The organism is Nonomuraea sp. NPDC050328 (assembly GCF_044459405.1).
In the GTDB taxonomy this organism is placed as follows: Bacteria; Actinomycetota; Actinomycetes; order Streptosporangiales; family Streptosporangiaceae; genus Nonomuraea.
Genome location: NZ_JBITIW010000005.1, coordinates 558,689 through 579,654, shown reverse-complemented (window position 1 = coordinate 579,654; position 20,966 = coordinate 558,689). Strand labels below are relative to the sequence as shown.

Annotated in this window: 21 protein-coding genes; 9 read left to right on the top strand and 12 right to left on the bottom strand. The window is 73.2% G+C overall.

Annotated features, from left to right (window positions below; all coding sequences use genetic code 11):
* Positions 1–103: 103 nt before the first annotated feature.
* Positions 104–769: a phosphoribosyltransferase gene (locus ACIBG7_RS22355; RefSeq protein ID WP_397337458.1), complete on the top strand. Its 666-nt coding sequence runs from the start codon at positions 104–106 to the stop codon at positions 767–769.
* Positions 770–774: 5 nt separating this feature from the next.
* On the opposite strand, the gene ACIBG7_RS22350 is transcribed toward ACIBG7_RS22355, so the two are convergent.
* The gene (locus tag ACIBG7_RS22350; protein ID WP_357921080.1) at positions 775–1,122 is read right to left on the bottom strand and encodes an ATP-binding protein; all 348 of its coding nucleotides are present in this window, start codon (positions 1,120–1,122) and stop codon (positions 775–777) included.
* 250 nt (positions 1,123–1,372) lie between these two features.
* Here ACIBG7_RS22350 and ACIBG7_RS22345 point away from each other — a divergent pair, with 250 nt between their 5' ends.
* Positions 1,373–2,266 carry a helix-turn-helix transcriptional regulator gene (locus tag ACIBG7_RS22345; protein WP_357921077.1) on the top strand — a complete coding sequence of 298 codons (894 nt, stop codon included), beginning with the start codon at positions 1,373–1,375 and terminating at the stop codon, positions 2,264–2,266.
* 88 nt (positions 2,267–2,354) lie between these two features.
* The gene (locus tag ACIBG7_RS22340; RefSeq protein ID WP_357921074.1) at positions 2,355–2,588 is read left to right on the top strand and encodes a DUF397 domain-containing protein; all 234 of its coding nucleotides are present in this window, start codon (positions 2,355–2,357) and stop codon (positions 2,586–2,588) included.
* 24 nt (positions 2,589–2,612) lie between these two features.
* Here the strand turns inward: ACIBG7_RS22340 and ACIBG7_RS22335 are convergent, their stop codons facing one another.
* Genes ACIBG7_RS22335 through ACIBG7_RS22320 form a run of 4 tightly spaced genes read right to left on the bottom strand, consistent with a single transcriptional unit; the run spans position 2,613 to position 5,975 of the window.
* On the bottom strand, positions 2,613–3,212 hold the full coding sequence (locus ACIBG7_RS22335; RefSeq protein ID WP_357921071.1) for a response regulator transcription factor: 600 nt from the start codon (positions 3,210–3,212) through the stop codon (positions 2,613–2,615).
* Positions 3,209–4,309, bottom strand: coding sequence for a histidine kinase (locus ACIBG7_RS22330; RefSeq protein ID WP_357921068.1), 1,101 nt, complete (start codon positions 4,307–4,309; stop codon positions 3,209–3,211). The genes ACIBG7_RS22335 and ACIBG7_RS22330 overlap by 4 nt, the downstream gene beginning before the upstream one ends.
* A gap of 35 nt (positions 4,310–4,344) precedes the next feature.
* On the bottom strand, positions 4,345–5,073 hold the full coding sequence (locus ACIBG7_RS22325) for an ABC transporter permease (protein WP_397337457.1): 729 nt from the start codon (positions 5,071–5,073) through the stop codon (positions 4,345–4,347).
* Positions 5,074–5,075: 2 nt separating this feature from the next.
* Positions 5,076–5,975: an ABC transporter ATP-binding protein gene (locus tag ACIBG7_RS22320; RefSeq protein ID WP_397337456.1), complete on the bottom strand. Its 900-nt coding sequence runs from the start codon at positions 5,973–5,975 to the stop codon at positions 5,076–5,078.
* Positions 5,976–6,097: 122 nt separating this feature from the next.
* Here ACIBG7_RS22320 and ACIBG7_RS22315 point away from each other — a divergent pair, with 122 nt between their 5' ends.
* Together ACIBG7_RS22315 and cydB are read left to right on the top strand one after the other, a co-directional pair.
* Entirely contained in the window at positions 6,098–7,474 is a 1,377-nt protein-coding gene (locus ACIBG7_RS22315) for a cytochrome ubiquinol oxidase subunit I (protein WP_397337455.1), read from the top strand.
* An 8-nt stretch (positions 7,475–7,482) separates the two neighbouring features.
* A complete protein-coding gene (cydB, locus tag ACIBG7_RS22310) occupies positions 7,483–8,472 on the top strand; it encodes a cytochrome d ubiquinol oxidase subunit II (protein ID WP_397337453.1) in 990 nt (329 codons plus the stop codon).
* 187 nt (positions 8,473–8,659) lie between these two features.
* Here the strand turns inward: cydB and ACIBG7_RS22305 are convergent, their stop codons facing one another.
* The 3 genes from ACIBG7_RS22305 to ACIBG7_RS22295 all read right to left on the bottom strand — a co-directional run bounded on the left by ACIBG7_RS22305 (position 8,660) and on the right by ACIBG7_RS22295 (position 10,770).
* A complete protein-coding gene (locus ACIBG7_RS22305) occupies positions 8,660–8,971 on the bottom strand; it encodes a WhiB family transcriptional regulator (protein WP_357921054.1) in 312 nt (103 codons plus the stop codon).
* 101 nt (positions 8,972–9,072) lie between these two features.
* Positions 9,073–9,987 (bottom strand): sucrase ferredoxin, encoded by a 915-nt coding sequence (locus ACIBG7_RS22300; RefSeq protein ID WP_357921051.1) that lies wholly within the window; start codon positions 9,985–9,987, stop codon positions 9,073–9,075.
* Between the two features lie 102 nt (positions 9,988–10,089).
* Positions 10,090–10,770 carry a TetR/AcrR family transcriptional regulator gene (locus ACIBG7_RS22295; RefSeq protein WP_397337452.1) on the bottom strand — a complete coding sequence of 227 codons (681 nt, stop codon included), beginning with the start codon at positions 10,768–10,770 and terminating at the stop codon, positions 10,090–10,092.
* Positions 10,771–10,841: 71 nt separating this feature from the next.
* On the opposite strand from ACIBG7_RS22295, the gene ACIBG7_RS22290 reads away from it, so the two are divergent.
* Positions 10,842–12,635, top strand: a complete 1,794-nt coding sequence (locus tag ACIBG7_RS22290) for an ABC transporter ATP-binding protein (protein ID WP_397337451.1) — start codon at positions 10,842–10,844, stop codon at positions 12,633–12,635.
* Complete coding sequence (locus tag ACIBG7_RS22285) at positions 12,632–14,398, top strand: ABC transporter ATP-binding protein (protein ID WP_397337450.1); 1,767 nt, start codon at positions 12,632–12,634, stop codon at positions 14,396–14,398. The genes ACIBG7_RS22290 and ACIBG7_RS22285 overlap by 4 nt, the downstream gene beginning before the upstream one ends.
* Here ACIBG7_RS22285 and ACIBG7_RS22280 read toward each other — a convergent pair.
* From ACIBG7_RS22280 to ACIBG7_RS22270, 3 genes are all read right to left on the bottom strand, one after another.
* Positions 14,356–15,111, bottom strand: coding sequence for a GNAT family N-acetyltransferase (locus tag ACIBG7_RS22280; RefSeq protein ID WP_397337449.1), 756 nt, complete (start codon positions 15,109–15,111; stop codon positions 14,356–14,358). The genes ACIBG7_RS22285 and ACIBG7_RS22280 overlap by 43 nt on opposite strands.
* A gap of 79 nt (positions 15,112–15,190) precedes the next feature.
* Positions 15,191–16,693, bottom strand: a complete 1,503-nt coding sequence (locus ACIBG7_RS22275; RefSeq protein WP_397337448.1) for a glycerol-3-phosphate dehydrogenase/oxidase — start codon at positions 16,691–16,693, stop codon at positions 15,191–15,193.
* Positions 16,690–17,220, bottom strand: a complete 531-nt coding sequence (locus ACIBG7_RS22270; protein WP_397337447.1) for a TetR/AcrR family transcriptional regulator — start codon at positions 17,218–17,220, stop codon at positions 16,690–16,692. The genes ACIBG7_RS22275 and ACIBG7_RS22270 overlap by 4 nt, the downstream gene beginning before the upstream one ends.
* Before the next feature lie 25 nt (positions 17,221–17,245).
* On the opposite strand from ACIBG7_RS22270, the gene ACIBG7_RS22265 reads away from it, so the two are divergent.
* On the top strand, positions 17,246–18,793 hold the full coding sequence (locus tag ACIBG7_RS22265; RefSeq protein ID WP_397337446.1) for an FAD-binding oxidoreductase: 1,548 nt from the start codon (positions 17,246–17,248) through the stop codon (positions 18,791–18,793).
* Between the two features lie 19 nt (positions 18,794–18,812).
* Positions 18,813–20,429 (top strand): serine/threonine-protein kinase, encoded by a 1,617-nt coding sequence (locus ACIBG7_RS22260; protein ID WP_397337445.1) that lies wholly within the window; start codon positions 18,813–18,815, stop codon positions 20,427–20,429.
* Positions 20,430–20,492: 63 nt separating this feature from the next.
* On the opposite strand, the gene ACIBG7_RS22255 is transcribed toward ACIBG7_RS22260, so the two are convergent.
* On the bottom strand, positions 20,493–20,882 hold the full coding sequence (locus tag ACIBG7_RS22255) for a hypothetical protein (RefSeq protein WP_357921025.1): 390 nt from the start codon (positions 20,880–20,882) through the stop codon (positions 20,493–20,495).
* Between the last annotated feature and the right edge of the window lie 84 nt (positions 20,883–20,966).

The following is a 20,966-nucleotide window of genomic DNA, read 5'->3' as shown; positions in this document are numbered from 1 at the left end:
TCCCCATTGGCCGGGCTGGTTCTGGCGGGTGACCCGCCGGACCTGCCTTCCCCGTGGGGTGGGTTTCGGCGTGTCGTGGGGGTGGCCGGGGTAGCACCCTTTCATGGGGCCCCTGTTCACCGACCGCTCCGAGGCCGGCGCACTGCTCGCCGAGCGCCTGCTCCATCTCGGTCTCGGGCACCCCGGCCACGGCCGGCGCGACCCGGTCGTGCTGGCCCTGCCGCGCGGCGGGGTGCCGGTGGCCGTCCCGGTGGTGCGCCGGGTCGGCGGCACGCTGGACGTGCTGGTGGCCAGGAAGATCGGCTATCCCCCCTCGCCCGAGCTGGGCGTGGGGGCGATCTGCGAGGGCGGCGAGCCCGTCCTCGACCAGGCGATGCTGAACCGGCTCGGGCTCACCCCCGAGTCGGTGGCCGAGGTGGTCGAGGCCGAGCGGCGGGAGCTGGAGCGCCGGGTGCGGGTCTACCGGGGCGACCGGAGGCTGCCGTCGCTGACCGGCCGCGAGGTCGTGGTGATCGACGACGGCCTCGCCACGGGCGGGACGGCGCGGGCCGCGCTCCGGGCGGTCAGCGGCGCCAAGCCGGGTCGGCTCACCCTCGCGGTGCCGGTGGCCGCGCCGGAGACGGTCCGGGCGTTGCGCGCGGAGGCCGACGAGGTGGTCGTGCTGGCCACACCGGGGGACTTCCGCTCGGTGGGGCAGTGGTACGGGAGTTTCGACCAGCTCAGCGACGAGGACGTGGTCGAACTGCTCGGCCGCGACGGGCCGGGCTGACAGGGTCAGCGCAGAACGGCCCAGACCCGCTTGCCGGGCGTCGACTGGTACCAGCCCCAGCACAGCGAGAGCGCCTGGATGAGGTGGAGCCCCCGGCCGAACTCGGCGAAGTGGTCGGCCTCGGCCGCCGCGACCGGCGGCAGGTGGTTGTAGTCGCTCACCGAGCAGCCCACGTGCGCGCCCCGCACCACCAGGGACAGGCTCTGCGCGCCGCCGCCGTGCCGCATCGCGTTGGTGATCAGTTCCGACACGATGAGCTGGGCGTCGAAGACCGCGTCGGCGTTGCGCCACTCGGTCAGCACGGTGGCCACGAACACCCGGGCCGCCGAAACCGGCGCGGGGTGCTCGAACACGGCCAGATGCCCGTCCGCGTCGGTGTCGGACAGGACTGCCTGTAACCACTCTGGCGGTGCCTGACCGGCAGCGGCGGCATGCGGTCGGGCGGCGGAGGTCGTCATCCCAGTCCCCGGTCGTCGCGTGATCTCAGGGACCATACTTATGTGGCGGGATTCACGATGCAAGACTTTTCGTGATTTACCAATGCATATTCCTTTTGCACGTGCAGCGTGGAACACTTGAGCCCTGTTGATCAAGGAGAGGCCCATGGGCGCGGCGGCGGAGAACATCGGGGAGGGCCGGCTCCTGGCCCTCGACCAGGGCAGCCCGACAGTCCTGCGCATCCTGCTGGGCACGCAACTGCGCAAGCTGCGGTCCGCCCGCGGCATCTCCCGCGAGGACGCCGGCTACTCCATCCGCGCCTCGCACGCCAAGATCAGCCGCCTGGAGCTCGGCCAGGTCAGCTTCAAGGAACGCGACGTCGCCGACCTGCTCACCCTCTACGGCGTCACCGACGAGGCCGAGCGCGCCCCGCTGCTGGAGCTCGCCCGCCAGGCGAACGCGCCCGGCTGGTGGCACAAGTACGGCGACGTGCTGCCCGGCTGGTTCGAGGTCTACATCGGCCTGGAGGGCGCGGCCTCGGTCATCCGCACCTACGAGAACCAGTTCGTGCCCGGCCTGCTGCAGACCCCGGCCTACGCCCGCGCGGTGATCGTGCTGGACAACGCGCACGCCTCCACCGAGGAGCTCGACCGCCGCGTCTCGGTCCGGATGACCCGCCAGCGCCGGCTCACCGCCGCCCAGCCGCTGACCCTGTGGGCCGTGGTGGACGAGGCCGTCGTACGGCGCAGCCACGGCGGCCCCGGCGTGATGCGCGAGCAGATCGAGCACCTGCTGACCATGGCCGCGCTGCCGAACGTGACCATCCAGATCATGTCCTTCGAGCGCGGCGCCCACGCCGCCGCCGGCGGCCCCTTCTCGCTGCTGCGCTTCCCCCAGCCGGAGCTGCCCGACGTGGTGTACATGGAGCAGCTCACCTCGGCCCTCTACCTGGACAAGCCGGTGGAGACCGAGCACTACATCCAGGTCATGGACCGGCTCAGCGCCCAGGCGCTCACTCCCGACGACTCCACGCGCTTCCTGCGCAACCTCCTCGCCTGACCCTTTTTGGTCGTCCTGTATATGAAGATCGGCACTCTGCCCTATTCTCGGATGCACGTGCATTCGTAATCGCGAGGAGCCATCCCCCATGCAGGGCATCCAGAACGGCATCTCCGCCAGCCGTCTCCCCGTCGCCTGGCGTAAGAGCGCGCGCAGCAACCCGAACGGCAACTGCGTCGAGCTCGCCCCGCTCCCCACCGGCGAGGTCGCCATGCGAAACTCCCGGTTCCCGGACGGTCCGGCGCTCGTCTACACGCGCGCGGAGATCGAGGCCTTCGTCCTCGGCACCAAGGACGGCGAGTTCGACGACCTGATCGCCTGAGCCCTGACCGCCGCCGGTGAGCGGTCAGAGCCAGCCCTGTTCGTCGGCGATCCGGATCGCCTCGGCCCGGGTTCGGGCCCCGGTCTTGCCGATCGCCGCCGACAGGTGGTTGCGCACGGTCCCTTCCGCCAGGCGCAGCCGCCTGGCCAGGTCGCCCACGGTGCTGCCGTCGGCGGCGGCGAGCAGGACCTCCCGTTCCCGCCCGGTGAGCGGGCTCGGGCCGCCGCTGAGCGAGGCGGCGGCCAGGTGCGGGTCGACCACGCGCAGCCCCGCGTGCACCCGGCGGACCGTGTCGACGAGCTGCTCGGGCGGGATGTCCTTCACCACGAAGCCGGACGCGCCGGCGGCCATGGCCCGGCTGAGGTAGCCGGGCTTGCCGAAGGTGGTGAGCATCACCACCCGGCAGCCCAGCGCCGTCAGCGCGGTGACCGTGGCCAGCCCGTCGCGGCCGGGCATCTGGATGTCGAGCAGGACGACGTCCGGACGGGTCCGGCCGGCGAGCGCCAGCGCGGCCTCACCGTCGCCGGCCTCGCCGACCACCTCGATGTCGCGCTCCAGCCGGAGCACCATCGCCAGCGCCCCGCGCAGCAACGCCTGGTCGTCGGCGAGCAGGACCCGGATCACGACGGCAGCTCGGCGCGCAGCAGGTAGCCGCCGGCCGGTCCGGAGCCCGCGCTCAGCGTGCCGCCGAGCGCGCCGAGCCGGGTGGCCAGCCCGGACAGCCCGCGGCCCAGCGGCTCCGCCGAGCCGGTTCCGTCGTCGCGCACCTCGATGAAGCCGGGGCCGAGCCGTACCTCGCAGGTGCGGGCGGAGCTGTGCCGGATCACGTTGGTCACCCCCTCGCGCAGCACGTAGGCGAAGATCTCCGGCGTGCCGTCGGCCGGTTCGGGCAGCCGCGCGCCGATCCCGGCGGCCCCGAGGGCCCGCCGCGCGTCGGCGAGCGCGGTGGCCATGGACAGCTCCCCGGTCGCCCGTACGGCGGCGCGGACGTCGTCGAGCACCCGCCGCCCGAGCTCCTCCACCTCGCGCAGTTCGGTGGTCGCCGCCTGCGGCTCGCCGCTCTCCAGCAGCCGCCGGGCCAGCCCGGCCTTGACGATCAGCGTCGTCAGCCCCGCGCCCAGCGCGTCGTGCAGGTCGCGGGCGATGCGCTCGCGGTCCTCGTGCACGGCCAGCGCGGCGATGGTGGCGTTGGCCTCCTTGAGCTGCTGCGCCATCCGGAAGAAGCCGCCGATGCCCATCCCGCTGAGCGCGACCAGCAGCAGGAGCATGTGCTTGGTGGGCACCCCGCCGGTCCGTACGGCCAGCACGGCGACGACCACCAGGGCCAGACCGCCGCCGCAGAGCGCGGCCCAGTGCCAGGGCAGCAGGATCGCCATGAGCACGATCGAGTAGGAGTAGGTCATCGCGTCGTGGCCGAAGGCGAACACGTGCGCGCTGTTGATCGCGGTGACCACCAGGCAGGCGGCCACCCGCCAGGACAGCGGCCGGTAGACGGTCAACGGGCAGGCCAGCGAGTAGGCGGCGATGAAGGCCAGGCAGACCGCGCGAGCCGCGAAGCCGGTGGAGCCGGCCAGGTCGAACCAGAGCGCGACGGTGAACGGGAAGGAGAAGGCCAGCCAGACCCACGGCGGGCTGGCCGGCTGCACGAGCTCGTCGGCGGCCGCCCGCTTGATCCGGGCCGCCGGGCCGGTGCGGGGGGTTGCGTGGTTGGTCCGGCTCATGGCGATCACACCATATGCGGGTGATCGCCGGTTGCCTAGGCGCGGGCGGCGTCGCGCCGGTACAGCCGGCCCACCACCAGCCCGCACACCACCAGCCAGACGGCCACCACGGCCATCCCGGCCAGGTCGAGCGGGCGCCCGGCGACCAGCTCGCGGGCGCTCTCGGCCATCCAGTAGCTGGGCAGCGCGCGGGCGAGCGCGGCCATGACCGAGGGCAGGATCTCGACCGGCATCCACAACCCGCCCAGCATCGACAGCAGCAGGAAGGCCATCACGCTCAGCGGCGCGACCGCCTCGGGCTTGGCCGCCAGCCCGATCAGCAGGCCGAGCAGCGCGAAAGGGATCGAGCCCACCCAGGTGGCCAGCACGATCACCAGCCAGTGCCACGGTTCGAGCGTCACGCCCTTGACCAGGAAGCCGACCAGCAGGATCAGGGCCACGCACGGCAGGACCACGACCATCGCGGCGACCACCTTGCTGAGCACGTACGACCAGCCGGGCAGCGGCGTCAGCCGCAACTGCCGGTTCCAGCCGGCCTGCTTCTCCTGGGCGACGCGCTGGCCGACGTTGACCGCGCCGCAGACCGCGCCGAAGGCGGCCATGCTGATCATCATGTAGGTGGACATGTCGAAGCCGGCCGGCGGCATCGTGCCGAAGACCTCCGACATGACCAGGAAGAACACGGCCGGGAAGAGCACGGCCACGACCAGGAACTCGCCGCTGCGCAGGAGCAGCTTGACCTCGGTGCCGATCAGGGTGCCCATCGTCAGACCTGCTCCTTGTCCGTGCTGGTGGTCAACGCGACGAAGGCGTCTTCCAGGGTCATCGCGCTCACCACGACGTCGCGGGCGGCGGGGAAGTCGCGCAGCAGCGCCCGCAGCGCCCGGTCTGAGTCGAGGCAGTGCATCGTCACCAGGTCCTCGCGCACCTCGACCAGGTCGACGCCGGGCAGGCCGCGCAGCCGTACCGGATCTGCTCCCGGGAGCACGGCGGCGATGGTACGGCCGGCCACCCGGGAGGTGATCTCGGCGACCGAGCCGTCGGCGATGATGCGTCCCCGGCGCAACAGGACCACGCGGTCGGCGAAATCCTGGGCCTCGGCCAGGTAGTGGGTGGCGAACACCACGGTCTTGCCGCCCTCGGTGTAGGCGCGCATCGCGGCCCAGAACTCGTGCCGGCCGCGCACGTCCATGGCGACCGTGGGCTCGTCCAGCACCAGCAGGTCCGGGTCGCAGACCAGCGCGGCGGCGAAGCGCACCCGCTGCTGCTGGCCGCCGGACAGCCCGCCGTACCGGAGCTTGGCGTGCTCGGCGACGCCGGCCCGGGTCAGGGCCTCCTCCACCTTGAGCGGCCGGGGGAACTGGGCCGCCATGACCTGGACGATCTCTCGCCCGGTCATCTCGCGCAGGAAGCCGCCCGACTGGAGCATGGCGCCGACCAGGCCCTCGGCCATGGCTCTGGCCGGGGGGCGGCCGAACAGCCAGACCTCGCCGGCGTCGGGGGTGGTGAGGCCGAGCATCATCTCCATCGTGGTGGTCTTGCCCGCGCCGTTGGGGCCGAGCAGGGCCACCACCTCGCCGGGGGCGATCTCCAGGTCGATCCCGTCCACGGCGTGCACCTGGCCGAAGGTCTTGCGCAGCCCGCTGAGGCCGATCGCGCTCGTCATGCTGCCGATCATCCAGCGGGCGGGGGAGCGGCGCCTGGTCCGGACGTCACGGAAGGATCCATGACAGATGTCACGCGCGTGTCCTGACATGGCGTGTTCGTCAGGACACCTAGGGTGATCATATGGATGTGGTGGATCTGGCGCGCTGGCAGTTCGGCATCACGACGGTGTACCACTTCCTGTTCGTGCCGATCGCCATCGGGCTGTCGCTGCTGGTCGCGCTCATCCAGACCGCGTGGGTCCGCACCGGCAACCCGGCCTACCGGCGGGCCACCAAGTTCTGGGGCAAGCTGCTCCTGATCAACTTCGCGATGGGCGTGGTCACCGGCATCGTCCAGGAGTTCCAGTTCGGCATGAACTGGAGCGCCTACTCCCGCTACGTCGGCGACATCTTCGGCGCGCCGCTGGCGCTGGAGGCCCTGCTCGCCTTCTTCCTGGAGTCGACCTTCCTGGGGCTGTGGATCTTCGGCTGGGACCGGCTGCCGAAGCGGCTGCACCTGATGTGCATCTGGCTGGTCGCCATCGGCACCGCGCTGTCGGCCTACTTCATCCTGGCCGCCAACTCCTTCATGCAGTGGCCGGTCGGCCACCACCTGGCCGGCGGCCGGGCCGAGCTCACCGACTTCGGGGCGGTCCTGAGCAACAAGGTGCTGCTGGCCACCTTCCCGCACACGATCTTCGCCTCCTGGCTGTCCGGCGGCATCCTGCTCGTGGCGGTCTCCGCCTGGCATCTCGCCCGGCGCCGGGACCTGGACGTCTTCCGCCCGTCGATGAAGCTGGGGCTCTGGACCGCGCTGGTCTCCTTCGCGCTGATCTTCGTCTCCGGCGACGCGCTCGGGAAGATCATGACCGACACGCAGCCGATGAAGATGGCCGCCGCCGAGGCCCTCTACGAGACCCAGCAGCCGGCCCCCTTCTCGTTGTTCACCATCGGGACCCTCGACGGCACCGAGCCGGTCTTCCGGGTGGAGCTGCCCAACGTGCTGTCGTGGCTGGCCACCGGCAGCTTCGACGGCAGGGTCGAGGGCATCAACGACCTGCAGGCGCAGTACCAGGACCGGTTCGGGCCCGGCGACTACCGCCCCTACATCCCGATCACCTACTGGGGCTTCCGCCTCATGATCGGCTGCGGGGCGCTGGCGGCGCTGATCGCGCTGGCCGTGCTCTGGCTCACCCGCCGCGGCCGGCTGCCCGAACGCGCGTGGATCTGGCGGCTGACCGTCTGGTCGGTGGCCCTGCCCGTGCTCGCGCACAGCTTCGGCTGGATCTTCACCGAGATGGGCCGCCAGCCGTGGATCGTCTTCAGCCTGATGCGGACCGCCTCCGGCGTCTCGCCGTCGGTCCCGGCCGGCACCGTGCTGTTCTCCATGATCGGCTTTACCCTGCTGTACGGCGCGCTGGCCGTCATCGAGCTCGGGCTCATGATCAAGTACGGCAAGGCCGCCCCACCCCTCGACGAGCAACCGCGTGATCGGGAACAACTGGCCTTCGCGTACTAGGAGCCGCCTTGGAGACCATCTGGTTCGTCGCGATCGTCGTGCTCTGGGTCGGCTACTTCGTCCTGGAGGGCTTCGACTTCGGCGTGGGCATGCTGCTGCCCGTGCTGGCGCGCAACGGCGTCGAGCGGCGGGTGATGATCAACACGATCGGGCCGGTGTGGGACGGCAACGAGGTCTGGCTGATCACCGCGGGAGGGGCGACCTTCGCCGCCTTCCCCGAGTGGTACGCCAGCCTGTTCAGCGCCCTCTACCTGCCGTTCTTCCTGATCCTGGTGGCGCTGATCCTGCGCGGCGTGGCCTTCGAGTACCGCGGCACGCGCGAGTCGGCCAGGTGGCGGGCGAACTGGGACCGGGCGATCGTCTTCGGCTCGTTCGTGCCGGCGTTGCTGTGGGGCGTGGGGTTCGCCAACATCGTGCGCGGGCTCGAACTGGACGCCTCGCACGAGTACGTGGGCGGCTTCTGGGACCTGCTCAACCCGTACGCGTTGCTCGGCGGACTGGCCACGCTCACGCTCTTCGCCGCGCACGGCGCGATCTTCCTGGCGCTCAAGACGCGCGGCGACATCCGGGCCCGCGCCCGCAGGCTGGGCGTGCGCGTGGGCATGGTGGCCGCGGTGCTGGCGGTGTGCTTCCTGGCGTGGACGCAGTTCATGGGTGGCACGCCGCTGACCGTGCTGGTCTCGGCGCTGGCCGCGCTGGCCTTCGTCGCCGCGCTCGGGTTGCTGTTCAGCGGGCGGGAGGGGTGGGCCTTCGGCCTGTCGGCAGGCGCGGTCGGGCTCGCGGTGATCAGCCTGTTCGCGGTGCTCTACCCCGACGTGCTGCCCTCGACGATCGATCCGGCCTACAGCCTGACCGTCGAGAACGCCGCCGCGAGCGCCAAGACCTTGACGATCATGACGTGGGTGGCGGTGATCTTCCTGCCGGTGGTGTTGCTCTACCAGAGCTGGACCTACTGGGTGTTCCGCCGCCGGATCGGCGTTCAGGACATACCCACCTGATCAGGCAGTTGTCCCGACCGGGTTCGCGCCCGCCGCCAGGACGGGCATCATCGGGACAACTGCGTGATCACGTAACTTCTGGAGGGTCACTGATGTTCCGGAATCCACGCTCACGCGGAGATTTCGGTTATCGGCCGGCGAAACGAGACGGCCGGGGTTCGACCCGTGAAAACGTGCCGGGAGAAACTCAGGCGGCGGAGATGCCGGCGCTGGCGGCGCGCCGCATACGACGACGACGCTCGGAAGCGCGCTCGTCCTCGTTCAGTCCGCCCCACGTGCCGTACTTCTCCGGACGGGACAGCGCGTAGTCCAGGCACTCGTTGCGTACCGGGCAGCCGCCACAGATCGCCTTGGCCTTCTTCTCGCGGTTGTCACGCTCGGGCTGCCGCTCCCCATCGGGGCCGAAGAACAGCACGAGGTCCTCACCCCGGCACGCGGCATCATCCTGCCAACCCCAACTGGGGCGCGGGCGGGTGAGCTGCCGACGTACCTGAGACATGAGAAATCCACCTTTTTGAGAGTATTTCGGTCTTTTTGAGCCGCATTGGACGCTTTTGGCGTCACTGGTCCAACGCAAGGTCTGGCCGGGATGTTCCCATGTCAGGTGAGGGCGGGCGTGACGTACCGCACAGGGGTGAGCCTGTCCAGCGAGATCAGCCGATAGGTTGTGATCGTTTCGGCGCAAGCCGTACCACACGGTGCTTGGAACACCGATGGCTCAACCACAACCCGGAGCCGCACGTCACCGCAGCGCACGAGGGCTTCGGTGACGTCGCCGTCCAACCTGGAGGATTCCACGGCCACTCCGCCGACCGAGAGCTCTCCCGTGTGGAGGCGGGCGAAATGCTCGGCGGCTTGCAGTGGCTCAGGGATGCCTGCGCGTCCCCGGTAGCGGTCGAGGATGACCTCGCCCGACCGGTACGCGTTAGCCGCCGACAACGCGGCAGCCTGAGACATGCTGCCGTAATAAAGTCCGTGTGGCAAGCACACGAGGTTGGCGGCGTAGCGATCGCCGCCAACGTGTGACGTTTCCCACACTCTGTCCGGCAAAATTTCTGCCAGCGACCGAGCGAGGGGTAGTCCAATGCGGGCGCAGCACGCGTTGCGCTTGGCGTGCGTGCAGACCAGAAATACCGGCTCGTCATCAAGTATGCAGGACTCTGGGACCACTCCGGCCATCAGCGCGTCCAGGTCAAGATCATCCGGACCTGCGATGATGCCCTGCGCCATCCAGGGGTCGGGGCCTGCGGCGTAGGCCACTATCACACGGATTCCCTGGTCCAGCGGGCGGGTCCGGCGTCCGGGTCGGCGGATGAGTTGCGGCCTGATACCGCGTTCGGCGGCCCTGCGCACGAGTTTGGCGATTCCCTCGGGGAGAGTTGAATTCTCCACCCGGTCCGCCCAGGGGCCCTGGTACTCGACGAGCAGCCACGTCCTGGCTCCGACCGTCGCGCTGGCGAAGGTCGGCAGGATGCCCTCGTGGCACCCCACCGGATGGTCGCAGCCTCTGGCCACCGTCTTGCCTCCCCCGACGCCTCCTTCTGACTTAGGCAAGCCTAACCTAGGAGACGCGTGGGACGGGCGGGAGGGGCGTAAACCTCTCGGAAAGCCGGGCGCTCAGCCGGATCGGGCGGCCCGCCCGAGCAGGCCGTCCACGAACGCCTCCAGGGCCTCGGCGAAGGTGTCGCGGGCGGCGAGCTCCTCCCATCGCTCGGCCAGGGCGGAGAGGTGGGGCAGGCGCGAGGTGTCCACGTCCGGGCCGAAGAAGCCGCCACCGGGCGGCTGGGCCGCCGGTCGCCCGGCCGAGTGCACCCGGACCAGGATCTCGCCGACGGTGTAGTACCAGACGCTGCGGAAGACCGCCACGGCCTGCTCCGGCGTGCAGCCGCAGTCGAGCGCCCCGGAGACGATGGCCTCGACCAGCCGCAGCGCGGGCTCGCCGAGACGGCCGAGGAAGCCGTCGGTGGTGAGGATCTCCGGGGCCCACGGCACGGCGGCCAGCGAGTCGTGGATCGAGGTCGCCGCGGCGATGACGCGCTCGCGCGGGTCGGCGGGCAGGTCCAGGCGCAGCGTCGGCTCGGCCAGCTCGTTGATGAGCTGGACCAGGAGGTCCTCCCGGTCGCGGATGTGGTGGTACAGGGTGGTCGTCCCGATGCCGAGCTCGCCCGCGAGCCGGCGCACGGTCAGCTTCTCCCAGCCGTCGCGCTCCAGGATGCGGCGGGCCGCCGCCAGGATCTGCGCGCGGGAGGTGACCGGGGGGCGGCCGGTGCGGCCGTTCGGTGCTTCGGATCGGGTCATCGGTCCCATCATGCCGTCCGTTCGTGGCTGCCGGGTTGGCAGCCGGTGCGGTTTGAGCTTACTTTAGGAACATGTTCCGAAACTCCGGCGGTCCGGCGGCCGCCCTCGACCCGGCCGAGACGGAAGCCGGCTCCACGGGCCTGGGCGGGCTGCTGCGCCCGCACCTCGGGACGTTCGCGGCCGTGGTGCTCCTCCAGGTGGTCGGCGCGGTGGCGGGCCTGGCCCCGCTGCTGGCCGTCGTCGAACTGGGCCGCGTCCTGCTCTCGCCCGGACCCCTCGATCCCGGGCACGTGTGGGCGATCGTGCTCGCCGGCGCGGCCGGCCTGTTCGTCCGGCTGGTGTTCACCGCCGCCTCCTCCGCCACCGGGCACCTGCTCGACGGCCGGGTCCAGCTCGGCTTCCGGCGGCGGCTGGCCGCCCGGCTCGGCCGGGTGCCGATCGGCTGGTTCTCCCGGCGGCGCACCGGCGAGCTGGCCAAGGTGGTGGGGGAGGCCGTGAGCGCGGTGCACCCGTTCATCGCCCACGCGCCCGGCGAGCTGGTCTCCGCGTTCGTGGTGCCGCTGGTCTCGCTGGCCTACCTGGTCGCCGTCGACTGGCGCCTCACCCTGATCACGCTCATCCCCGTCGTCCTGGCCATGGCTCTGGTGCCGTTGATGATGACCCCGGCGCGGCTGCGCGAGCAGGAGGAGTTCGACGCGGGCATGGGACGCATCGCCGGCTCCGCGATCGAGTTCGTGCAGGGGATCGCCGTGGTCAAGGCGTTCGGCGGCGGCGGGCGGGCGCACCGGCGCTTCCGCGCGGCCGCCGACGAGTTCGCCGGCACCTTCCTGCGCTGGGCGCACGGGCTGTCGCCGATCGCCGCGGCGATGCAGCTCGCGCTGTCCCCGGTGTTCGTGCTCCTGGTCGTGCTGATCGGCGGCGCGGCCCTGATCACGGGCGGCGGCCTGCCCGCCGCCGACCTGCTGCCCTTCCTGCTGCTGGGTCTGGGCCTGACCGCGCCGGTGGCCGCCCTCGGCCACGGCTTCGACGACCTGCGGGCCGCGCGCCAGGCCGTGGGCCGCATCCGCGACGTGCTCGCCGTCCCGTCCCTGCCCGAGCCGGCCCGCCCGGTGCCGCCGCGCGGCCACCGGGTGGAGCTCCGCGGGGTGCGCTTCGGCTACGAGGAGGGCCACGAGGTGCTGCGCGGCATCGACCTGGTGCTCGAACCTGGCACGGTCACCGCGCTCGTCGGGCCCTCCGGCAGCGGCAAGTCCACGCTGGTCCGGCTGCTGCCCCGCTTCTTCGACCCGGTCCAGGGCTCGATCCTGCTGGGCGGGGCCGACCTGCGGGAGATCGGCAGCGCCCGGCTGCACCGCACGGTCGCCTTCGTCTTCCAGGACGTGCGCCTGCTGCGCGCCTCGGCCGCCGACAACATCGCGCTGGCCGTACCCGAAGCGAGCCGCGACCAGGTGATCCGCGCCGCGAAGCTGGCCGGCGTCCACGAGCGGATCCTGCGGCTGCCCCGCGGCTACGACACGGTGATCGGCGAGGAGGCCGTCCTGTCCGGCGGCGAGGCGCAGCGCGTGTCGCTGGCCCGCGCGCTGCTCGCCGACGCCCCCGTCCTGGTGCTGGACGAGGCGACCGCCTTCGCCGACCCGCACACCGAACGGGCCGTGCGCCGGGCCCTGGCGACGCTGGCCGGCGAGCGGACGATCCTGGTCATCGCCCACCGGCTGGAGACGATCGCCGACGCCGACACCGTCGTCCTGCTGGAGGACGGCGTGGTCGCCGAACGCGGGCGGCCCGCTGACCTGCTCGCCCGCGGCGGCCGGTTCGCCGCCTTCTGGCAGACCCACCACACCGCCGCCCGGGGAGGCTCGCGATGATCCGCATGCTGGTACGCGTCCTGGGGGAGCACTACGCCGGGCCGGTGCGCCGCACCATCGCCCTCATGACCGCGGCGGCCATCGCCGAGGGCTTGGCCTACGCGCTGCTGGTCCCGGTGCTGCGGGCGCTGCTCGGCGACGAGCCGGGGTCCGCCTGGCCCTGGCTGGCCGGATTCGGCGGCGCGTTCGCCGGGTACGCGGTGCTCCGCTACCTCAGCGACCTGGCCGGGTTCCGGGTCGGCACCACCATGTTGCGCGGCATGTACCACCGGCTCGGCGACCACCTCGCCAGGCTGCCCATCGGCTGGTACGGCGGAGCCCGCGTCGGCCAGGTGTCCGTCCTCGCCAGCAAGGGCCTGCTGCAGGCGATGAGCATCCTCGCCCACCTGCTGGGCCCGTTCGTCTCGGCCGTCGTGACGCCCCTGACCATCGTGGCCGTGATGCTCGCCTACGACGTGCGGATGGGCCTGGCCGCGCTGCTCGGCGTGCCGGTCGTCGCGGCGGTCGACCGCTGGGCGGGGCGTGCGGTCGCCGCGGCCGACGCCGAGCGGCACGAACGCGACCACGAGGCGGCCGGGCGCGTCATCGAGTACCTGCAGGCGCAGCCGGTGCTGCGCGCGGGCGGCCGGACCGCCGAACGGTTCGGGCTGCTGGACGAGGCGCTCGCCGGGCTCCAGCGGGCGGCCCGCCGCAGCGTGGTCGCGGCGGTGCCGGGCGCGGTGGGGCTGACCCTCGCGGTGCAGGCGGTGTTCACCGGCGTGCTGGTCCTGGGCGCCTACCTCGCGCTCGGCGGAGCGGTCGAGGCGGCCGAGGTGCTGGCGATCCTGCTGCTGGCCGCCCGGTGCGCCGACCCCGTCCTGTCACTGGCCGACCTCGGCGGCAAGGTGCGGGCGGCCAAGGCCGAGCTGAGCCGGCTGGAGACGCTCCTGGCGACCGAGCCGCTGCCCGAGCCCGCCCGCCCGGTCCAGCCGGCCGGGTCCGGGCTGGAGTTCGAGTCCGTCACCTTCCGCCGCGACGGCCGCCCGGTCCTCGACGAGCTGTCGCTGCGGGTGCCACCCGGCGGGCGGCTGGCCGTCGTCGGGCCCTCCGGCTCCGGCAAGACCACCCTGCTGCACCTGCTCGCCCGCTTCCACGACGTCGACTCGGGCTCGGTGCGCGTCGGCGGCGTGGACGTGCGGGAGGTCAGCACCGAGGCGCTGATGGCGCAGTTCGCCATCGTCTTCCAGGACGTCTACCTCTTCGACGGCAGCATCGAGGAGAACATCCGGCTCGGCCGGCCGGAGGCGAGCGCCGAGGAGGTCCGGGCCGCGGCGAGCGCCGCCGGGCTGGACGAGGTGATCGACCGGCTGCCCGGCGGCTGGGCGGCCGGCGTCGGCGAGGGCGGCGCGCTGCTGTCCGGCGGCGAGCGCCAGCGGGTCTCGATCGCCCGGGCGCTGCTGAAGGACGCCCCCGTCGTGCTGCTCGACGAGGTGACCTCGGCGCTGGACCCGGTCAACGAGGCCGCCGTGCACGCGGGCATCGACCGGCTGATGGCCGGCCGGACCGTCGTCCTGGTCGCGCACCGGCTGCGGACCGTCCAGCGGGCCGACCAGATCGTCTACCTGGAGGACGGCCGGATCGCCGAGGCCGGCACGCACGACGACCTGCTCCGCCTCGGCGGCCGTTACGCCGCGATGTGGCAGCTCTCGGCGGCCGATCCGCAGGCCGATCCGCCGGTGGGTCAGGGCAGGGAGATGAACAGCGCCTCGCCGACCTTGCGGTAGCCGACGCGGGCGTAGACGCGGGCGGCGTGGTCGTCGGCCGGGGTGAGGAACGGCGTGCCGACGCCCTGGGCCGCGCCGGCGCGGGTGAGCAGGGCGGTGAGTGCGCCGGCCAGGCCGCGCCGGCGGTGCGAGGGCAGGACGGCGATCCCCGCGACCTCGGCCACGCCCTCATGGGGCCCGCCGAGCTGCCCGGCCGCCACCGCCTGGCCGGTCGTGGTGTCGGTGCCGACGGCGACCAGGCCGCCCTTGTCCAGGACCCCGCGCAGGCGGGCCACGTCGTGCTCGGTGGCCTCGGGAGCCTCGAAGGCGGCGTTCATGACGCGGGCGGCCGACCAGAGGCCGGCGTCGGAGGTCACGGTGGCGAGCCGGACCGAGGCGTCGGCCGGGGCGTCCACCGCCGTCTCCGGCGGGCAGACCAGCAGGGGGAAGCGCCCTTCGACGGCGAACCCGGCCGCCAGCAGCGCCGGCTCCACCCCGGGCGCGGCCTGCGGCACGTACTCCAGGCGCGGCGTGCGGCCCCGGTCGCGGAAGGTCTCGACCAGCGCGGCGACCTCGTCCGCGGTCGGGTCGGTGCCGTCGTCCGGGACGGCGTAGTTGAACGGCAGCGCGGCGTCGTGCTCGTCGAAGCGGATCACGAACGGCCCGGAGCGATGGGCCCGAGGCCCGGCCACGGACCGCTGGTAGGCATGGACGGCGGCTGCGAACACGGACACGTTCCCTCTTCCCCGACGGCGACCGCCACACGCTAGTGGGACGGCCGCCGCCGCGACAATCGGTTTTGTCCCCGGCCGCTCAGAGGCCGAAGGCCTGCGCCGCCAGGGCCGCGGCGGCCTCACGGTCGGCGGCGACCAGGCCCAGCCGGGTGCGGCGGTCGAGAAGGTCGGCGGGGTCGAGGGCGCCCTCGTGCCGCACCGACCACACCAGCTCGCCCAGGGTGAGGCCGAGCCCGGCCTCCTGCGGGAACTCGCGCGCCAAAGCCCAGACCTCGGCGGCCTCGCTGCCGTACCGCTCGGCCAGGCGGCGCGGCACCCCCTCGGGGACGGGCCCGGCGCCGATGAGCGGGAGGGCCGCCGTGATGGAGGGACCGGCGGACAGGCCGCGCAGCGCCACGGCGTGGTCGATCGCGTCCTCTGCCATCCGGCGGTAGGTGGTGAGCTTGCCGCCCACCACCGTGACGACGCCGCTCCGCGACAGGACGGCGTGCCGCCGCGACAGGTCGGCCGTGGCCGCCCGGCCGCCGGCGGAGGTGTCCAGGAGCGGGCGCAGCCCGGCGAAGGCGCCGGTCACCGCCGAGCGCTCCAGCGGGGTGTCCAGGACCGAGTTGAGCAGGGCCAGCAGCGCCGAGACGTCGGACTCGGGAGCGACGGGCACGTCCGGCACCGGCCCGTCCACCGGCTCGTCGGTCAGTCCCACGTACACCCGCCCGTCGGCCTGCGGCAGCACCAGCGCGAACCGGTTGAGCGAGCCGGGCATCGGCAGGTGCAACCCGCTCCGCAGCCCCTCCAGGCCGCGGACCACCAGGTGGGTGCCCCGCGAGGGGCGCAGGCGCACCGAGGGGTCGAGGCCGCCGGCCCACACGCCGGTGGCGTTGACGACGACGCGGGCCCGGATGGTGAGGCGCTCGCCGGTCAGCGTGTCCTCCACCACCGCGCCGCCGGGCTCCAGGCTGAGCGCCCGGCAGCGGGTCAGGACGCGGGCGCCGCACCAGGCGGCGGTCCTGGCCAGGGCGACGACCAGGCGGGCGTCGTCCAGGAGGCGGCCGTCCCACGACAGCAGGCCGCCGCGCAGGCCGTACGGGGAGATCATGGGGGCGAGCTCGCGCACCCGGGCGGCGGGCAGCCGGGAGGGGCCGGGCAGGAGCGGGCGCGGGGTGCGCGCGCCGGTGCGCAGGGCGTCGCCCAGGCGGTAGCCGGTCATGGTGAGCGCCGCCTGGGCGCGGCCGACCTCGGGGGTGAGCGGCAGGACGTACGGCTGCGCGCGGACCAGGTGGGTGTTGCGCAGCAGGCGGCCCCGTTCGACCGCGCTCTCGTAGGCCACGTCCACCTGGCCCTTGGCGAGGTAGCGCAGGCCGCCGTGGATCATCTTCGAGCTCCACCGCGAGGTGCCGAAGGCCAGGTCGTGCGCGTCGATCGCGGCGACGGACAGGCCGCGCGCGGCGGCGTCCAGCGCCGCGCCCGCGCCGGTGGCGCCGAGCCCGACGACCAGGACGTCGACCTGTTCCTCGGCCACGCGCCGCAGGTCGCGGGCGCGCCGCCCGGCGTTGAGCGAGCCGGCGGAACCGGTGGGCGAGGTCATGGCGACTCCGGTGTCGAAGGGGACAGGTAGCGCTCCAGCAGGAGGGTGAGCTCGGCGTCCAGCTCGTCCAGGGTCACCGGGCCGAGCATCGTCGGCGCGGAGATCAGGAACGACTGCGCGACCAGCAGCAGCGCCCGCGCCCGGGCGGGGGACCCGGCGGCGGGTTCGAGCGCGGCGAGGATCGCCTCGTGCGTGCCGCCGCGCCGGTCCAGCAGGTAGGGCAGGAGCAGCTCGGGGTCCGCCTCGACGATCTTGCGCCACAGCGGGTGCGCCCGCATGGCCCGCACCCCGGCCACGATCGCCCGGACCGGGTCGGACAGGTCGAGCTCGCCGAGCACGGCGGTCCACTCGCGGGTCATCAGGTCGCCGACCAGGCTGCGCACGTCCGGCCAGCCCCGGTAGAGCGTCATGCGCGAGACCCCGGCCCGGCGGGCGACATCGGTCAGCGTGGTGCGGCGCACGCCGTACGCGAGCACGCACTCGCGGGCCGCGTCCAGCACTCGGTCATTGTGACGAATTGCCACCATGTGTCACAGTGTAGAGGTGTATGCGATGAACTGGCGAGGTTGGGGCGATCCGGACAAGGCGCGAGAGCTGCCCGAGCCGGTGGTCAAGCTGCTGCAGGACCTGTTCGGGATCCGCGAGATCCCGGCGGTGGAGCTCGGCGAGGTACGGCTCACGCCGCCCGCGCTCCCGGAGGGCGCCCGCGAACGGCTGGCCGCGGTCGTGGGCGAGGCGCACGTGCGCGACGACCACGAGACCCGGGTCCGGCACACCCGCGGCAAGTCCACGCCCGACCTGATGCGGATGCGCGCCGGGGACGGCTCGGCCGCGCCCGACGTCGTGGTGTCGCCCGGCTCGCACGAGGAGGTGCTCGACCTGCTCGCGGCCTGCGAGGCCGCGCGCCTGGCCGTCGTCCCCTTCGGCGGCGGCACCTCGGTGGTCGGCGGCCTGACACCGGAGCGGACCGGCTTCGCCGGGGTGGTCGCGCTCGACCTGGCCCGGCTGGACCGGCTGCTCGCGGTCGACACCGACAGCATGATCGCCACGCTGGAGCCCGGCCTGCGCGCCCCGGAGGCCGAACGGCTGCTGGCCGAGCACGGCCTGACCCTCGGGCACTTCCCGCAGTCCTTCGAGTACGCCACCCTCGGCGGGTTCGCCGCCGCGCGCTCCAGCGGCCAGGCCTCGGCCGGCTACGGGCGCTTCGACGACATGGTCGCCGGGCTCAAGGTCGCCACCCCGCGCGGCACCCTCGACCTCGGCCGCGCGCCTAAGTCCGCGGCCGGCCCGGACCTGCGCCAGCTCGTCCTCGGCTCCGAAGGCGCGTTCGGCGTCATCACCGAACTGCGCCTGCGGGTACGGCCCCGCCCGGTACGGCAGGCCTACGAGGGCTGGCGCTTCGACAGCTTCGCCCAGGGCTCGGCGGCCCTGCGCGCGCTCGCCCAGCGCGGGCCGCTGCCGACCGTGCTGCGGCTGTCCGACGAGACCGAGACGATGATCGGCCTGGCCAAGCCGGACGCCATCGGCCAGGACGCCCCGGGCGGCTGCCTGGCCGTCCTCGGCTTCGACAGCCTCCAGGAGTCCGAGCCCCGGGCCGAGGGCGCGCGAGCCGTGCTGGCCGCCCACGGCGGCACGCCGCTCGGCGAGGAGCCCGGAACGGCCTGGGCGCATGGCCGCTTCTCCGCCCCGTACCTGCGCGACTCCCTCCTGGCCGCGGGCGCGACCGTCGAGACGCTGGAGACGGCCGGATTCTGGGCGAACCTGCCCAGGCTCTACGACGCCGTCCGGCTGGCGCTGCTCGGCGCGCTCGGGAGCCCGCTCGTGATGTGCCACATCTCGCACGTCTACGAGACCGGCGCCTCGCTCTACTTCACCGTCGTCACCAACGCCGACCTGCCCGGATGGGAGCAGGCCAAGCGGGAGGTGAACGCGGCGATCGTGGCGGCGGGCGGCACGATCTCCCACCACCACGGGGTCGGGCGCGACCACCGCGACGCCTACGCGGCGGAGATCGGGCCGCTGGGGGTGGAGATCCTGCGGGGGGTGAAGGAGCGGCTGGACCCGGCGGGGATCCTGAACCCTGGGGTGCTCGTTCCCTAATCAACTAACATGTCCGCCCATGAGTGCCTACGGTCCGCCTGCCGTACAAGACCTGCGTGAAGGCGACCCCGCCGCGCTGGGCCCCTACCGGATCGCCGGACGGCTCGGCCAGGGCGGCATGGGCGCGGTCTACCTGGCGGAGGGCCCGCAGGGGCCGGTCGCGGTGAAGGTGATCAACCCGCACCTGGCGGCCGACCCCGAGTTCGCCGGCCGCTTCCGCCGGGAGGTGGCCGCGGCCAGCCGGGTGCGGCGCTTCTGCACCGCGCCCGTGCTCGACCACCAGCTCGACGTGGCCCCCTTCTGGGTGGTCACCGAGTACGTGGCCGGGCCCGACCTCGGCCGGGTGCTGCGCGACAGCGGGCCGCTGACCGGCTCGAACCTGGAGGCGCTGGCCGTCGGCGTGGCCACCGCGCTGACCGCGATCCACGGCGCGGGCGTGGTGCACTGCGACCTCAAACCGGGCAACGTGCTGCTGTCGCCGCTCGGCCCGCGCGTGATCGACTTCGGCATCGCCCGCGCGCTCGACCTCGGCGGCGGCAAGACGGTCACCGGGCGGCTGCTCGGCACGCCGGAGTACATGGCGCCCGAGGTGATCAACTCCAACCACCTCACCCCGGCCGCGGACGTCTTCGCCTGGGGCTGCGTGGTCTACGCGGCGGCGACCGGGGTGTCGCCGTTCGCCGCCAGGACCGTGCCCGAGGCGCTGATGCGCGTGGTCAACACCCACCCCGACCTGGACGTGGTCGAGCCGGGGCTGCGCCCGCTGGTGGCCGCGGCCCTGGACAAGGACCCGGCCAAGCGGCCCAGCGCCCAGGACCTGCTCACCCGCCTGGTCGGGCACACCCGGGTGGACGCCGAGCAGCTCGCCGGGACGATCCGGCTCGACCTGGCCTCCCTGTCGGCGCCGCAGCAGGCGCCCAGGACCGCCGTCGCGACGGCCCCGGCGAAGCCGGCCGGGCGGCGCGGCGTGTGGCTCGCCGCCGGCGCCGGCGCGCTCGCCGTGCTGGCCGCGGCGGGCACCCTCGCGGTCACCACCCTGTCCCCGGGCGGGCCGCCGAGCGTGGACGGGGTCCTGTACGAGGACAGCTTCGACAACGCCGAGTCCGGCTGGAACACCGACCAGGGCGGCAGCTACAGCGACCCGGCCGGCAGCCTGGTGCTCACCGCGGGCGCGAACGCCGGGGCGTGGTCCCGGCCGCCGATCAACGCACGCTTCCAGCCCAGGCTGCTCATCGAGTCCACCATGCGGCTGGAGGGCGACCCCGGGGTGCGGGCGGGGATCTACTGCAACTTCTCCGGCGACGACGGCAAGGGCGCCTCCTACGACCTGGAGATCCGCCGCGACGGCAAGGCGCGGATCCGCAAGACGGTGGACAAGGACGGCTGGAACCTCACCGCCGACGTGCCGGTGCCGGAGTTCAAGCAGGGCAAGCAGCGGCTGCAGGCCGAGTGCGCGCGGGAGGGCGGGGACCGGATCCGGCTCGTGCTCTGGGTGGACGGGCAGAAGGCCGTCGAGGTCACCGACCTGCAGGCGCTGCCCGAGTCGCGGCAGCCGAGCATCGGCATCCAGGTCAGCAACCAGACGCCCAACGAGGGCAAGGCCACCGTGGACGAGTTCAAGGTCTCCTGGTACTGACCCGCACCCGGGCCTCCCGCTGTCACCTTTCCGGGGTACGGCAGGCGGCCCTGAGTGTCGTGGTCAGGCGAGGAGGTCGGCCTCGGCGAGGGCGGCCTTGGCCTCGGCGTGCCGGCCCTCGGCGGCCAGCGCGGCCGACAGGCAGGCCAGCGCCTGGATCAGGTGCCCCTCACCCACCCGGCGGGCCAGCGCGACCGCCTCCTGAGCCAGCGGCAGCGCCTCGGCCGCCCGGTTACGGGCGAGCAGCAACCGCGCGGCGGTGCGCAGCGAGCGCACCAGCAGCCCGGTGTGCGCGGCCGGATCGGCCGCCGCCAGCTCCGAACTGATCACGATCGCCCGGTGCGCGCTCTCCAGCGCCCGCCGGCTCCAGCGCGACTTGCTGGCGGCGTACGCGAGCAATCCCTCGACCGCGGCGACGCGCGCCGACATGCGTTCGTTCGAGCGGACCATCATGGAGTCCACCCCATTCGTGTCCCACCCGGGCCCCTGACCGTTGAGAGTATCGCGGCGTGTCCTTGGATGCACGCAGAGTTCGGG